Origin of the sequence: Methylorubrum zatmanii (genome assembly GCF_014845115.1) — a bacterium.
In the GTDB taxonomy this organism is placed as follows: Bacteria; Pseudomonadota; Alphaproteobacteria; order Rhizobiales; family Beijerinckiaceae; genus Methylobacterium; species Methylobacterium zatmanii.
In genome coordinates, this window is the sequence record NZ_NKUI01000118.1 from 20,246 (window position 1) to 34,606 (window position 14,361).

Sequence of the window (14,361 nt, forward strand, 5' to 3'; positions counted from 1 at the left end):
GTGCTCCTCAACCTTTGCTGCCGGCGCGGTCGGCGGCTTGGCCGACCCAGTTCTCCCGGTCGACGCGGCCGGGGAAGGCGAGGTAGGCGCTCACCCAGGCCACCTCCTGCGGCGACCATGCGGCGATCTGATCGTAATGCCAGATCCCGAGATCGTTGAGGCGGCGCTGGTTGATCGGGCCGATACCCTTGATCTTGGTCAGGTCGTCGGGGCGGTCCTCGCGCGGGGCGTCGAGCCCCTTCGGCCGGGTCCCGGCGGCGTCGGCGCGGGCCTCCGGATTCTCGCCCTCGGGCACGTCATCCCCGGCACCGATGGTGGCCGGATGCTGCGGCGGCTCGGTGCGCAGCAGCTTGTCTTCCTCGACCGCCGGATCCTGGGCAGCGGGCGCCTTCGCGTCACGCGCCGCGGCCTGATCCTCCGACTTCACCGGCGTTTCGCCGGCGCTCGCGCGCTCGGCCGGCGCATCGGCCGCCTTCGATTCGTTGGCGCGTCCCGCCGACGGATGGGCCGGCTTGGTCTCGTCGGCGACACGGGCTTCGGTCGAGGCGGCCTCGTCCTTCTTCGTCCCTTCCTCGCCCTCGCCGGCGCCGTCGGTCTGCTCGAAGCGCTTGCGCCACCCACCGACGCGGGACCCGTCGAACAGGCTCGGATCCGTCAGGGTGTTGACGGCGTCCTTCGGCTCCGAGGATACACGGCCGATCTGCGAACCCACCTTCACGGGCCGGCCGGCGGCGAGATCGTCCATGAGCTTGTTCAGGCTCTCCGGCGTCAGATCCTCGTAGTAATCCTGATTGATCTGCACCATCGGCGCGTTGCAGCAGGCGCCGAGGCACTCGACTTCGAGCCAGGAGAAGTTGCCGTCCGCCGAGACGTGCCCCGAGGGGCCGAGGCGATCATGCAAAGCGGCCTTCAGCTCCTTCGCCCCACAGCAATCGCAGGGCACGGTGCCGCAGACCTGAATCCAGAAGCGTCCGACCGGCTCCAGGGCGAACATCGTGTAGAAGGTCGCGACCTCCAGCACTCGGATATGCGGCATGCCGAGCTGGTCGGCGACCGCCTCGATCGCCTTTTGCGGCAGCCAGCCGCCATTCTGCTCCTGCGCCTTCCACAGCAGCGGAATCACGGCCGAGGCCTGCCGGCCCTCGGGATATTTCGCGATCTGGCCGCGGGCCCAGTCGGCGTTCTCGGGCGTGAACGCGAAGTCCTGGGGCTGCTCGGCGGCGGGGGCGAGTCTGCGGTTGGCCATGACGTCCGACGCGTCTCCTCAGCGGTCCACTTCGCCGAACACGATGTCGAGCGTGCCGAGCACGCAGGACACGTCGGCGAGCAGGTGGCCGCGGCACATCCAATCCATCGCCTGAAGGTGGGCGAAGCCCGGCGCGCGGATCTTGCAGCGGTAGGGTTTGTTGGTGCCGTCGGAGACGAGATAGACGCCGAATTCGCCCTTGGGCGCCTCGACGGCGGCGTAGACCTCGCCCTCGGGCACGTGGAAGCCCTCGGTGTAGAGCTTGAAGTGATGGATGAGCGCTTCCATCGAGCGCTTCATCTCCCGGCGCGGCGGCGGCGCGAACTTGCCGTCGATGGAGGCGATCGGCCCCTGACCGGCGGGCTCGCGCAGCTTGGCGCAGCACTGCTTCATGATGCGCACGCTCTGGCGCATCTCCTCCATGCGGATGACCTGGCGATCATAGGTGTCGCCGTTCTTCCCCACGGGGATGTCGAATTCCATCTCCTCGTAGGCCTCGTAGGGCTGCGACTTGCGCAGATCCCACGGGATGCCGGAGCCGCGCACCATCACGCCGGAGAAGCCCCAGGCCATGGCCTCGTCCACCGAGACGATGCCGATATCGACGTTGCGCTGCTTGAAGATGCGGTTGGCCATGACGAGGTTGTCGAGGTCGTCGACCACCTGCAGGAACGGATCGCAGAACGCGTCGATGTCGTCGATCAGCGCGGGCGGCAGATCCTGATGGACGCCGCCGGGCCGGAAGTAATTGGCGTGGAGCCGAGCGCCCGAAGCGCGCTCGTAGAAGATCATCAGCTTCTCGCGCTCCTCGAAGCCCCACAGGGGCGGCGTCAGCGCGCCGACATCCATCGCCTGCGTGGTGACGTTGAGGAGGTGGGAGAGAAGCCGGCCGATCTCGCAGAACAGGGTGCGGATCAGCTGGGCGCGACGCGGCACCTCGATGCCCGCGAGCTTCTCGATCGCGAGGCAGAAGGCGTGCTCCTGGTTCATCGGCGCGACGTAGTCGAGCCGGTCGAAATAGGGCGTCGCCTGAAGGTAGGTCTTGTGCTCGATCAGCTTCTCGGTGCCCCGATGAAGCAGGCCGATATGCGGATCGACCCGCTCGACCACCTCGCCGTCGAGTTCCAGCACGAGGCGCAGCACGCCGTGCGCCGCCGGGTGCTGCGGCCCGAAATTGATCGAGAAGTTGCGGATGTTGTGTTCGGTCATCGCCGCAGCCCTCAGCTCGACTTCTTCTCGTCGCCCGGCAGCACGTAATCCGTGCCCTCCCAGGGCGAGAGGAAGTCGAAGTTCCGGAACTCCTGGGTCAGCTTGACCGGCTCGTAGACGACGCGCGCCTCGTCCTGGTCGTAGCGGACCTCGACGAAGCCGGTCAGCGGGAAGTCCTTGCGGAGCGGATGTCCCTCGAAGCCGTAATCGGTCAGCAACCGGCGCAGATCGGGATGGCCCGAGAACAGAATGCCGTAGAGGTCGTAGGTCTCGCGCTCGTACCAGTTCGCCGCGGGGAAGACCGGGATCGCGGAGGGCACCGGCGTCGCCGCGTCCGTCTGAACCTTCACGCGGATGCGCATGTTATGGCGCAGGGAGAGCAGGTGGTAGACGACGTCGAAGCGGCGCGCCCGCTGCGGGTAATCGGCGCCGCAGATGTCGATGAAGCAGCGGAAGGCGCAGGCCGGCTCGTCGCGCAGATAGGTCAGGGCGTAGACGATGTCGCTCCCCTGAACGACGACGGTCAGCTCGCCGAAGGCGATCGCCCATTCCGTCACCGCCGGGCCGAGCGCCCCGGCGATGCGCGCGCCCATGGCCCGCAGGGCGTCCTCGCCCTGGGGCGCCTCGACCGTGCGGCGCAGCGTGATGCCGTTGGTGGTGATGGCTTCCATCGCCTGCCCCCTCACCGCTCGATCGTGCCGAGGCGGCGGATCTTCCGCTGCAGCAGCAGCACGCCGTAGAGCAGCGCCTCGGCGCTCGGCGGGCAGCCGGGCACATAGATGTCGACCGGCACCACGCGGTCGCAGCCGCGCACCACCGAATAGGAATAGTGATAGTAGCCGCCGCCATTGGCGCAGGAGCCCATGGAGATGACGTAGCGCGGCTCCGGCATCTGGTCGTAGACCTTGCGCAGCGCCGGGGCCATCTTGTTGGTCAGCGTGCCGGCGACGATCATCACGTCGGACTGGCGCGGCGACCCGCGCGGGGCGAAGCCGAATCGCTCGCAATCGTAGCGCGGCATCGACATCTGCATCATCTCGACCGCGCAGCAGGCGAGACCGAAGGTCATCCACATCAGCGAGCCGGTGCGGGCCCAGTTGATGAGCTCGTCCGCGCTGGTGACGAGGAAGCCGCGGTCGGCCAGCTCGTCATTGATCGACAGGAAGGTCGGATCGTTCGCGCCGATCGGACGGCCCGTCGCGGGATCGATGATCCCTTTCGGAGCCGGCGCGATCTCGGGCGCGCGGGAGAGGGTCGGAGTCAGGGCCATATCTGCCTCTGAGCGAGAGCGGAAAGGAAGCGACGCGGAGCGATCCAGCGCCTCAATCCCATTCGAGGGCGCCCTTGCGCCATTCGTAGACGAAGCCGACGGTGAGAACCCCGAGGAAGACCATCATCGACCAGAACCCGAACCAACCGAGTTCCCCGAAGGTGATCGCCCAGGGAAACAGGAAGGCCACCTCAAGGTCGAAGATGATGAACAGGATTGCCACGAGGTAGAAGCGCACATCGAACTTCATGCGCGCATCATCGAAAGCGTTGAAGCCGCACTCGTAGGCGGAGAGTTTCTCCGGATCGGGGCTCGAATAGGCCACGATGAAGGGGGCGATCAGCAGCGCCACCGCAATAAACAGCGACACCCCGATGAAGACGATGAGCGGCAGATAATCCGCCAGCAGGCCGGTCATACCGCACCTCTCATTTCAGTGTGCACGAGGACCGTAGAAGACGATCCTCGCGACGGCTTCCGGCGTGGAATTCCTCCAATGCCAGACTGAGCGCGGGCGAGGCTTAGACGAGCCCCCCCCGCGAAACAAGGGTAGTGGGCGTCGCACAATCATCTCATTCGCTGACAAATGCGCACTTTCGTGCATCCGGCCACAGGGTCGGATCGGCGCAGGCTCTTCCGCCGTCCCCAGCCGCCTTTCATCCATGCCGCGCAGGCGCGTGGGGGACGCAAGAAGCGCAGGGCTCCTCGTGCACCGCACCCAACGCTCTCGACACCTCGAACGCTCGACCGCCGATGCGGCCGAAAAGACCGGCTCCGGATAGGTTCGCATCACCGTCCCGCGCCGCCATCGCAGCGCCAAGGCCTTCACGGCGCCGCGAACGACAAATTCGTGCCTCAAGAAAAGACTCATTACAATCATGTATTTAGGCCTCAGATTGCTCCTTCCGAGCCGGCTTTTCGCCCCCTCATCGTCGCCCAACCGTCGCATTTCCTGCTTCCGCTGCTTGACAGCGGAGAGTGCTCCCCATAAACCCCGCTTCGTCGCCGGGACGGACACACCAACGGCCGGCGACACAGAGTGCGGGCGTAGCTCAGTCGGTTAGAGTGCCGGCCTGTCACGCCGGAGGTCGCGGGTTCGAGCCCCGTCGCCCGCGCCATGTCTCGATGATCCTGAGGGCCGAGACACTCTCCTCAAAATCCCCATCGAAACATCCTCTGGCTCCGCTGCGGTGCAATCATCTCGGCTGCCCGCGTGGTCGATGCACCACAGTCTCGCTCCTCTCCAGCGGATGCAGGAGAACCGCCCCGGTTTTGCCGTATCGGCGCTGGAAGCGGAGGCTCCTTTCGTGGCCCCCGCTTCACTCCCATGCCGAATCTGCGCTTTCCCGCCGTCGCGACCTTCGTCGCAGTGATGCTCGCCGGCTGCGGTGGATCCCCCATCCTCGACACGTCTCAACCGACCGTACCGGTGATCCTGGACGAGCAGGCCGCGGCGGCGGCCATCTCGCGCTACCGGGCACAGCACGGGCTGAGCCCGGTCGTGATCGATTCCCGCCTGATCAGCGCCGCCTCGCTTCAAGCCCAGGCGAATGCCGGGGCCGGCCGGCTCAGCCACGAGATCGCCGGCAGCTTCGACAGCCGCATGGCACGCGCCGGCTTCGGCAAACGCTACGCCTCCGAGAACCTGAGCGCCGGCTCCGAGACCTTCGATCAAGTCCTCGCCCGCTGGAAGGCGTCGCCGGAGCACAATCGCAATATGCTGATGCCGCAACTCCGGCGGATCGGCATCGCCCGCGTCGATGCCCCGGGGACCCGCTACAAGCGCTTCTGGGCCCTGGTGATGGCGGGCGAGTAAAGCGAGCGGCCCGGCCCGCAAAGACCGGGCCGCCCAACCCCGCTACTGAACCTGGGCGAAGAGCGGATCGAAGCGCTTCTGCGCGAGCTTGTTCTGCTGGACGCTCTTGGCGGCTTCCAGATTGTCGCGCTTGTCGCCGACCACGACGAGGGCGACCATCCCCATCAGGTAATGCGGCGAACACTTGAAGCCGTAGACCCCCTCCTTGTCGAACTTGACCACGGCCTCCTGCCCGACCGTCGTCTTCACGTATTCCGCACCCTCCGGCGCCATCCCCTTGATCGTCTCGACATTGTGCCCCTTGTCGGTGGGCACGAACTTGATGCTGTCGCCGGGCTTCAGCTTCACGAAGGCCGGATCGAACACCATCATGCCGCCCGGTCCGCTGTTGAGCGTCTTGACCGTCACCTCGTCAGCAAGGGCAGGCACCGACACGGCGAGAGCGGCGGCGACGAGAAGAGCCCTGAAGATCGTCATTCGTTTCCTCGGAATAATTCTTAAGACCATCGACGGGAATGCCGATATTCGCCAGATATCGACTCTTCAGCGAAGCATCAAATCGAGATCTTCTTGTAAAATTGAATAGTTAAACTTCAAAACCGCCCGATGAATCATCGTTCCTCGTGTCGGACGGCCCGGCCCTTTCAAACCCGGGCGGCAGCGTGTAAATGCGGGGCTTGACGATCATCCCAGCCGCTGCGCCCCCTCGGCGCCGCCCGAGACCGGCGGCGTGCGAGGGCGAGCGCGCGCGAACTCGCATGCAAGGCGCTCAATGCCGAAACGCACCGACATCTCCTCGATCCTCATCATCGGTGCGGGTCCCATCATTATCGGGCAAGCCTGCGAGTTCGATTATTCCGGCACCCAGGCCTGCAAGGCCCTGCGCGAAGAGGGCTACCGGATCGTCCTGGTGAATTCGAACCCGGCGACGATCATGACCGACCCGGACATGGCCGACGCGACCTATGTCGAGCCGATCACGCCGGAAGTGGTCGCCAAGATCATCGAGAAGGAGCGGCCCGACGCGCTGCTGCCGACCATGGGCGGCCAGACCGCGCTGAACTGCGCGCTCTCGCTGAAGCGCATGGGCGTGCTGGAGAAGTTCGGCGTGCAGATGATCGGCGCCACGGCGGAAGCCATCGACAAGGCGGAGGACCGCAACCTCTTCCGCGAAGCGATGACCAAGATCGGCCTGGAGACGCCGAAATCGGCTTTGGCCAACGCCTCCGCCGCCAAGAAGGCCGACCGCGACCGCTACCTCGCCGAGAAGGCGCGCATCGAGGCCTCGCAATCGGATCCGGCCGCCCGCGCGGCGGCTTTGGCCGAGTTCGAGCGGCAATGGAGCGGCGGCGAGGGCGACCGGCGCCGGCGCTACATCGAACATGCCCTGGGCCAGGCCCTGATCGCGCTGGCCGAGGTCGGCCTGCCGGCGATCATCCGGCCGTCCTTCACCATGGGCGGCACCGGCGGCGGCATCGCCTATAACCGCGAGGAATTCCTCGACATCGTCGAGCGCGGCATCGACGCCTCGCCGACCAACGAGGTGCTGATCGAGGAGAGCGTGCTCGGCTGGAAGGAGTACGAGATGGAGGTCGTCCGCGATAAGGCGGATAACTGCATCATCGTCTGCTCCATCGAAAATCTCGATCCGATGGGCGTCCATACCGGCGACTCCATCACCGTCGCCCCGGCGCTGACGCTCACCGATAAGGAATATCAGGTGATGCGCGACGCCTCGCTCGCGGTGCTGCGCGAGATCGGCGTCGAGACCGGCGGCTCGAACGTGCAGTTCGCGATCAACCCCGAGAACGGGCGGATGATCGTGATCGAGATGAACCCGCGCGTCTCGCGTTCCTCGGCACTCGCCTCGAAGGCCACCGGCTTCCCGATCGCCAAGGTCGCGGCCAAGCTCGCCGTCGGCTACACCCTCGACGAGATCGCCAACGACATCACCGGCGGCGCGACCCCGGCCTCGTTCGAGCCGACGATCGACTACGTCGTCACCAAGATTCCGCGCTTCGCCTTCGAGAAGTTCCCCGGCGCCGAGCCGACCCTGACCACCGCCATGAAATCGGTGGGCGAGGCGATGGCGATCGGCCGCTGCTTCGCGGAATCCCTGCAGAAGGCGCTGCGCTCGCTGGAGACCGGCCTGACCGGCCTCGACGAGATCGAGATCGAGGGTCTCGGCAAGGGCGACGACCACAACGCCATCAAGGCCGCGCTCGGCACGCCGACCCCCGACCGGCTGCTCAAGGTCGCCCAGGCGATGCGGCTCGGCGTCAGCCACGAGGACATCCACGCTTCCTGCGCCATCGATCCGTGGTTCCTGGAGCAGCTCCAGGCCATCGTCGATCTCGAGAACCGGGTGAAGGCGCACGGCCTGCCGAAGACGGCGGGGGCCTTCCGCCAGCTCAAGGCCGCCGGCTTCTCGGATGCGCGGCTGGCGGTGCTGGCGGATACCGAGGAAGAGGCCGTCCGTGCCGCCCGCCGGGCGCTCGGCGTCCGCCCGGTCTTCAAGCGGATCGATACCTGCGCCGCCGAGTTCAAGGCGCCGACCGCCTACATGTACTCGACCTATGTCGCGCCCTTCGCCGGCTCGGTCGCCGACGAGGCGCAGCCGTCGGACCGGAAGAAGGTGATCATCCTCGGCGGCGGCCCGAACCGGATCGGCCAGGGTATCGAGTTCGACTATTGCTGCTGCCATGCCTGCTTCGCGCTGACCGAGGCCGGCTATGAGACCATCATGGTCAACTGCAACCCGGAGACGGTCTCGACCGATTACGACACCTCCGACCGGCTCTATTTCGAGCCGCTGACGGCGGAGGACGTGCTGGAGATCATCGAGACCGAGCGGCAGGCGGGCCAGTTGCACGGCGTGATCGTGCAGTTCGGCGGCCAGACGCCGCTCAAGCTCGCCCGCGCCCTCGAAGGGGCCGGGGTGCCGATCCTCGGCACCTCGCCGGATGCCATCGACCTCGCCGAGGACCGCGACCAGTTCAAGCGGCTCCTGGACAAGCTCGGCCTCAAGCAGCCCAAGAACGGCATCGCCTATTCGGTGGAGCAGAGCCGGCTGGTGGCGGCCGAACTCGGCCTGCCCTTCGTGGTGCGCCCGAGCTACGTGCTCGGCGGGCGGGCCATGGCGATCATCCGCGACGAGGCGCAGTTCGCCGAATACCTGCTCGGCACCCTGCCGAGCCTGATCCCCTCCGACATCAAGGCGCGCTACCCCAACGACAAGACGGGGCAGATCAACACGGTGCTGGGCAAGAACCCGCTCCTGTTCGACCGCTACCTGTCGGACGCGACCGAGGTCGATGTCGATGCGGTCTGCGACGGCGAGAGCGTGTTCATCGCCGGCATCATGGAGCACATCGAGGAGGCGGGCATCCATTCGGGCGATTCCGCCTGCTCGCTGCCGCCGCGCACGCTGAGCCCCGAGATCGTCGCCGAGCTGGAGCGCCAGACCAAGGCCATGGCGCTGGCCCTCAAGGTCGGCGGCCTGATGAACGTGCAATACGCGATCAAGGACGGCGCGATCTACGTGCTCGAAGTGAACCCGCGCGCCTCGCGCACGGTGCCCTTCGTCGCCAAGGTGATCGGCGAGCCGATCGCCAAGATCGCCGCCCGGATCATGGCCGGCGAGAAGCTCGACACCTTCGGCCTCAAGCCGAAGCGGCTCGACCACATCGCGGTGAAGGAGGCGGTGTTCCCCTTCGCCCGCTTCCCCGGCGTCGACGTGCTGCTCGGGCCGGAGATGCGCTCCACCGGCGAGGTGATCGGTCTGGATGCCGGCTTCGGCGTCGCCTTCGCCAAGAGCCAGCTCGGCTCCGGCACGGCGGTGCCGGGCACCGGCACGGTGTTCGTCTCGGTGCGGGACGACGACAAGCCCCGGGTGCTGCCGGCCATCCGCCAGCTGCACGAACTCGGCTTCACCATCCTCGCCACCGGCGGCACGCAGCGCTACCTCGCCGAGGAGGGCATCCCGACCCAGCGCATCAACAAGGTGCTGGAGGGCCGCCCCCATATCGTCGACGCGATCAAGAACGGCGACATCGCCCTCGTCATCAACACGACGGAGGGGGCCGGCGCACTGTCCGACTCCCGGTCGCTCCGGCGGGCGGCCCTCTTGCATAAAGTGCCGTACTATACCACTCTGGCCGGTGCGATGGCGGCGGCCGAGGGGATCAAGGCCTATCTCGAAGGCGATCTTCAGGTCCGCGCCTTGCAGGAATACTTCGCGGCCTAAATAGATCCCATGACCGGAACTGCCCGACCGAAAGGATCCGGGCGGCGTCCGGTCATGTGAACAGAGCCGTTTTCCCGGCCCGGAAGGAGTTCATCGCTCCGGCCGGGCCTCTTCATTGTGGCGCGAGACCATGAGCATCGACAAGCTTCCCATCACGGCACGCGGCTACGCAGCCCTCGAGGAGGAGCTGAAGCGTCGCCAGCAGGTGGAACGTCCCCGGATCATCCAGGCGATCTCCGAGGCCCGTGCCCTGGGCGACCTCTCCGAAAATGCCGAGTACCATGCCGCCAAGGAGGCCCAGTCCCACAACGAGGGCCGGGTGCTCGAACTGGAAAGCATGATCGCGCGTGCGGAAATCATCGATACGTCGAAGCTGTCGGGTTCGAAGATCAAATTCGGTGCCCGCGTGAAGCTCGTGGACGAGGACACCGAGGAAGAGAAGACCTACCAGCTCGTCGGCGAGCCGGAGGCGGATGTGCGCGAGGGTCGTGTCTCGATCAGCTCGCCCATCGCCCGCGCCCTGATCGGCAAGGGCGTCGGCGATACGGTCGAGGTCACCACCCCCGGCGGCGGCAAGTCCTACGAGGTCGTCGCCATCGAATGGGGAGCCTGACTCCCGTGCGCGGCCCCGGCCTTTCGGCTCTCTTCGGCCTTCTTGCCGGGGCCGCGCTCCTGGGTTCCGCCACGGCGCAGGACTTCGACCGGTTCGGCGGCATCGCCGTCGATGTGCGCCCGCTTCAGGCCTATGCCCGCGGCCCGCAGGCGGAGGCTTTGCGGGCGGATCTGACCGAGGCGCTGCGGCGCAGCTTCGCCGACCGCCTGGCCAAGGGGGCCCCGACCCTGGTGGTGCGCGTGAGCGGCCTGTCGCTCGCCGCCTATGGCGGCGCGCAAGGCGGTGACCGCAGCAGCCTCGGCGGCAGCGGCACCACGGATTACCTCGACGGCGAGGCCTTGCTGGTCGGCCGCGGCGGCGAGATCCTGGCCCGCCATCCCCAGCTCTCGGCGCTGCCCGCGAGTTCCGGGGGCGCGTGGTACGATCCGGCCTCCGAGCGGCGGCGCGTCGCGGCCCTGGCCGAGCACTACGCGCAGTGGCTGCGGCGGATGCTGCCGGCTCAGTGACGCCGGCACGGGGTTGCGAAAGGCGGGTGTGGAAGGATTGCGTCGCGTGATCGAGAATGGGCCGCTGGCGGCGGAGAGCAACATGCCGCCGGAACTCGTGCGCGCCCGCGCCTGGATCCTCACGGACGGCAAGGCCGGCGACGAGAACCAGTGCCTCGGCATCGCCGATGCCCTCGGCCTGACCTACGAAACCCGGCGGATTCCGAACGGACGGCCCCTGACCTGGATGGCGCCCTGGGGACCGATCGATCCGCGCGATGCGCCGGGCCGGGCCGGCGGTCTCCTCGGCGGCCCGCTGCCCGATCTGCTGATCGCCTCCGGGCGGCGCGCCGTGCCCTATCTCCGCGCCGTGCGCCGCGCCTCGGGCGGCAGGACCTTCACCGCCTTCCTCAAGGATCCGCGCACCGGCCACGACACGGCCGACTTCATCTGGGTGCCCGATTACGACGACCTGCGCGGGCCCAACGTCGTCACCACCCTGACCGCCCCGCACCCGGTCTCCCGCGCCCGGCTCGACGCGGCGCGGATCAAGCCCGATCCGCGCCTCGCGCGCCTGCCCTGGCCCCGCATCGCGGTGCTGATCGGCGGCGACAGCCGGCATCTGCGCTACCGTAAGGCCGATATGCGCCGCCTCGTGCGCGATCTCACCAAGCTCGCCGATGGCGGCTGTTCGCTGATGCTGACGGTTTCTCGGCGGACGCCGCCGGACCTGCGCACGGCCCTGGAAGACCTCGTGAAAGAGAAGGGCGGCTTCTTCTGGGATGGCAGCGGCGAGAACCCGTATATCGGCATGCTGGCCATCGCCGACCACATCGTCGTGACCTCGGATTCGGCCAACATGGTCGGAGAGGCGGCGAGCACCGGCGCGCCCCTCCTGCTGTTCGACCTGCCGCGCACCTATATCCGGCACCGGCGGATGTTCGCCGGCCTCGCCATGGCCGGCGCCCTGAAGCCCTTCATCGGCCGCCTGGAGGCCCTTCGTTACGCACCCATCGATGCGACCCCGGAGATCGCGGCGGCCCTGGCCGAGGCCTACGACCGGCATCGTCGACGCTTCGCGGCAGGAGGATCCGAGCGACCGGCCGGGCAACCGACGGCCTCGCTCCTCGGCGACCGGATCTGAGCCGGAGAGCGGCAGGACTTTTCCCGGCGCACCGGATCTAGAAAAGAACTATTTGCCCGCCTCGTGCCAGAGTAAGGGCCACGGCATACGGACCGAACAGAGAGAGCGACCGGCACCGGGAGACCGGAACCGCCGCGCGGACAGGAGACGGCACAGATGGCGCACACCCATGCGAGGCTCGTGATCATCGGCTCGGGGCCGGCCGGGTACACCGCCGCGATCTATGCCGCCCGCGCCCTAGTCGAGCCGCTGCTGATCTCCGGCTTCCAGCCCGGCGGCCAGCTGATGATCACCACCGATGTGGAGAACTACCCGGGCTTCGCCGAGGCGATCCAGGGGCCGTGGCTGATGGAGCAGATGCGCCTGCAGGCCGAGCATGTCGGCACGAAGATCGTGTCCGAATACATCACCAAGGTCGATCTGAACGGGCGCCCGTTCCGGCTCGAGGCCGATTCCGGCGAGACCTATACCTGCGACGCGCTCATCATCGCGACCGGCGCCCAGGCGAAGTGGCTCGGGCTGCCCTCCGAGGCGAAGTTCCAGGGCTTCGGCGTCTCCGCCTGCGCCACCTGCGACGGGTTCTTCTTCCGAGGCAAGGACGTGACCGTGGTCGGCGGCGGCAACACCGCGGTCGAGGAGGCGCTCTACCTCGCCAACCTCGCCAAATCCGTCACGGTGATCCACCGCCGGGGCGAGTTCCGGGCGGAGCGGATCCTGCAGGAGCGCCTGTTCAAGCACGCCAACGTCGCGGTGAAGTGGCACCATGCGGTCGAGGAGATCTGCGGCTCCGACACGCCGCCCTCGGTCACGCATCTGCGGCTCAAGGACCTGCGCTCCGGCGAGATCGTCGAGCACGCCACCGACGGCCTGTTCGTGGCGATCGGGCACCAGCCCGCGACCGCGATCTTCGAGGGTCAGCTGCCGATGCGCCACGGCGGCTACATCGCGGTGACGCCCGGCACGACCGCGACCGGCATCCCCGGCGTGTTCGCGGCGGGCGACGTGACCGACGATGTCTACCGGCAGGCGATCACGGCGGCGGGGATGGGCTGCATGGCCGCCCTGGAAGCCGAAAAGTATCTCGCGGCCCTCGATGTCGGCGAGAGCCCGGCACAGGCTGCGGCTGAATAAGTACTGTTCAAAAGAATGCCCGTTCAGCCGCATGTCGCAGCCCCGACAAGCGGCGGACGGGCCGTTTCAAAGCGCTAAAACGTTGCTCGTCACGCAGTTCCCTGTTGACGACTGCCACGACGCAACCAAATCGCAAGCTTGTTGTCCTAGCCTGAACGTTGCGGGAGACGGCTGGTTTCGCGAGGAGGCCTCCGCCGGTCGCGGTGGGAGCGGACAGTGTTGCGTCGTGCAACGCCCAAAGGTCGCGGTCACCCCGTGACGGGCTGGCCTCGACGGGCGGGAGTGACGGCCTTGGATTGGGACAAGATCCGGATTTTCCTCAACGTCGCGGAAGCCGGCAGCTTCACGCGGGCGGGCGACGACATCGGCTTGAGCCAATCGGCGGTCAGCCGCCAGATCAGCGCCCTGGAACGGGAGCTGAAGGCACCGCTCTTCCACCGCCATGCCCGCGGCCTGATCCTGACCGAGCAGGGCGACCTGCTGTTCCGCGCCGCGCGGGACATGAAGCTCAGGCTGGAAAACACCCGCGCCCGCCTCGTCGAGACCAGCGAGCGGCCCTCCGGCGATCTTCGGGTCACCACGACGGTGGGCCTGGGCACGTCCTGGCTGTCGCAGCGCGTCTCCGAGTTCCTCGACCTCTATCCGGATGTGCGGATCGAGCTGGTGCTCACCAACGAGGAACTGGACCTCGCCATGCGCGAGGCCGACATCGCCATCCGCATGCGCCGCCCCGCCCAGCCGGACCTGATCCAGCGGCGGCTGTTCACGGTGCATTATCACGCCTTCGCGAGCCCGGATTACGTCAAGCGATTCGGCGAGCCCAAGACCATCGCCGACCTCGACGAGCACCGCCTCGTCTCCTTCGGCGGCAACGAGCCGTCCTACCTGCTCGCCACCCATTACCTCGCCAGCATCGGCCGCGAGGGGGACGACCGCCGGCCGGTCCACTTCACCGTCAACAACATCGCCGCGCTCCACAAGGCGATGGAGGCGGGCATCGGCGTCGGCATCCTGCCGGACTACGCCGTCGACGGAAACGAGAGCCTCGTCCAGGTGCTGCGCGAGAGCGAGATGCCGACGATGGAGAGCTATCTCGTCTATGCCGAGGAAATGCGCTCGGTGGCCCGCGTCCAGGCCTTCCGCGACTTCCTCGTCAACAAGGCCCAGCGCTGGACCTATTGAGGGCCGCCGCGCCGGCGGC

General features: G+C 67.4%; 13 protein-coding genes and 1 tRNA gene. 8 read left to right on the plus strand and 6 right to left on the minus strand.

Going from position 1 to position 14,361, the window contains the following annotated elements:
• Positions 1 to 7: 7 nt before the first annotated feature.
• The 5 genes from nuoE to MZTS_RS15265 are packed head-to-tail and all read right to left on the minus strand — an operon-like array spanning position 8 to position 4,143.
• Positions 8 to 1,246 (minus strand): NADH-quinone oxidoreductase subunit NuoE, encoded by a 1,239-nt coding sequence (nuoE, locus tag MZTS_RS15245; RefSeq protein ID WP_192284503.1) that lies wholly within the window; start codon positions 1,244 to 1,246, stop codon positions 8 to 10.
• Positions 1,247 to 1,264: 18 nt separating this feature from the next.
• The gene (locus MZTS_RS15250; RefSeq protein ID WP_192284504.1) at positions 1,265 to 2,455 is read right to left on the minus strand and encodes an NADH-quinone oxidoreductase subunit D; all 1,191 of its coding nucleotides are present in this window, start codon (positions 2,453 to 2,455) and stop codon (positions 1,265 to 1,267) included.
• Between the two features lie 11 nt (positions 2,456 to 2,466).
• A complete protein-coding gene (locus MZTS_RS15255) occupies positions 2,467 to 3,126 on the minus strand; it encodes an NADH-quinone oxidoreductase subunit C (protein ID WP_192284505.1) in 660 nt (219 codons plus the stop codon).
• A gap of 11 nt (positions 3,127 to 3,137) precedes the next feature.
• A complete protein-coding gene (locus MZTS_RS15260) occupies positions 3,138 to 3,725 on the minus strand; it encodes a NuoB/complex I 20 kDa subunit family protein (RefSeq protein WP_009862739.1) in 588 nt (195 codons plus the stop codon).
• 52 nt (positions 3,726 to 3,777) lie between these two features.
• The gene (locus tag MZTS_RS15265) at positions 3,778 to 4,143 is read right to left on the minus strand and encodes an NADH-quinone oxidoreductase subunit A (RefSeq protein WP_192284506.1); all 366 of its coding nucleotides are present in this window, start codon (positions 4,141 to 4,143) and stop codon (positions 3,778 to 3,780) included.
• Positions 4,144 to 4,766: 623 nt separating this feature from the next.
• Here MZTS_RS15265 and MZTS_RS15270 point away from each other — a divergent pair.
• Together MZTS_RS15270 and MZTS_RS15275 are read left to right on the plus strand one after the other, a co-directional pair.
• A tRNA-Asp gene (locus tag MZTS_RS15270) sits at positions 4,767 to 4,843 on the plus strand.
• A gap of 209 nt (positions 4,844 to 5,052) precedes the next feature.
• Positions 5,053 to 5,541: a CAP domain-containing protein gene (locus tag MZTS_RS15275; protein ID WP_192284507.1), complete on the plus strand. Its 489-nt coding sequence runs from the start codon at positions 5,053 to 5,055 to the stop codon at positions 5,539 to 5,541.
• Between the two features lie 42 nt (positions 5,542 to 5,583).
• On the opposite strand, the gene MZTS_RS15280 is transcribed toward MZTS_RS15275, so the two are convergent.
• Positions 5,584 to 6,018 carry a pseudoazurin gene (locus MZTS_RS15280; RefSeq protein WP_009863020.1) on the minus strand — a complete coding sequence of 145 codons (435 nt, stop codon included), beginning with the start codon at positions 6,016 to 6,018 and terminating at the stop codon, positions 5,584 to 5,586.
• Between the two features lie 295 nt (positions 6,019 to 6,313).
• Here MZTS_RS15280 and carB point away from each other — a divergent pair, with 295 nt between their 5' ends.
• From carB to MZTS_RS15310, 6 genes are all read left to right on the plus strand, one after another.
• Positions 6,314 to 9,787, plus strand: a complete 3,474-nt coding sequence (carB, locus tag MZTS_RS15285) for a carbamoyl-phosphate synthase large subunit (RefSeq protein WP_192284508.1) — start codon at positions 6,314 to 6,316, stop codon at positions 9,785 to 9,787.
• Positions 9,788 to 9,923: 136 nt separating this feature from the next.
• The gene (gene greA / locus MZTS_RS15290; protein ID WP_192284510.1) at positions 9,924 to 10,400 is read left to right on the plus strand and encodes a transcription elongation factor GreA; all 477 of its coding nucleotides are present in this window, start codon (positions 9,924 to 9,926) and stop codon (positions 10,398 to 10,400) included.
• 5 nt (positions 10,401 to 10,405) lie between these two features.
• Positions 10,406 to 10,906: a hypothetical protein gene (locus MZTS_RS15295; protein ID WP_192284511.1), complete on the plus strand. Its 501-nt coding sequence runs from the start codon at positions 10,406 to 10,408 to the stop codon at positions 10,904 to 10,906.
• A gap of 82 nt (positions 10,907 to 10,988) precedes the next feature.
• Positions 10,989 to 12,029, plus strand: coding sequence for a mitochondrial fission ELM1 family protein (locus MZTS_RS15300; protein WP_192284512.1), 1,041 nt, complete (start codon positions 10,989 to 10,991; stop codon positions 12,027 to 12,029).
• Positions 12,030 to 12,185: 156 nt separating this feature from the next.
• Positions 12,186 to 13,160, plus strand: coding sequence for a thioredoxin-disulfide reductase (trxB, locus tag MZTS_RS15305; protein WP_192284509.1), 975 nt, complete (start codon positions 12,186 to 12,188; stop codon positions 13,158 to 13,160).
• A 291-nt stretch (positions 13,161 to 13,451) separates the two neighbouring features.
• Positions 13,452 to 14,342 (plus strand): LysR family transcriptional regulator, encoded by an 891-nt coding sequence (locus MZTS_RS15310; protein ID WP_012452953.1) that lies wholly within the window; start codon positions 13,452 to 13,454, stop codon positions 14,340 to 14,342.
• Positions 14,343 to 14,361: the final 19 nt, after the last annotated feature.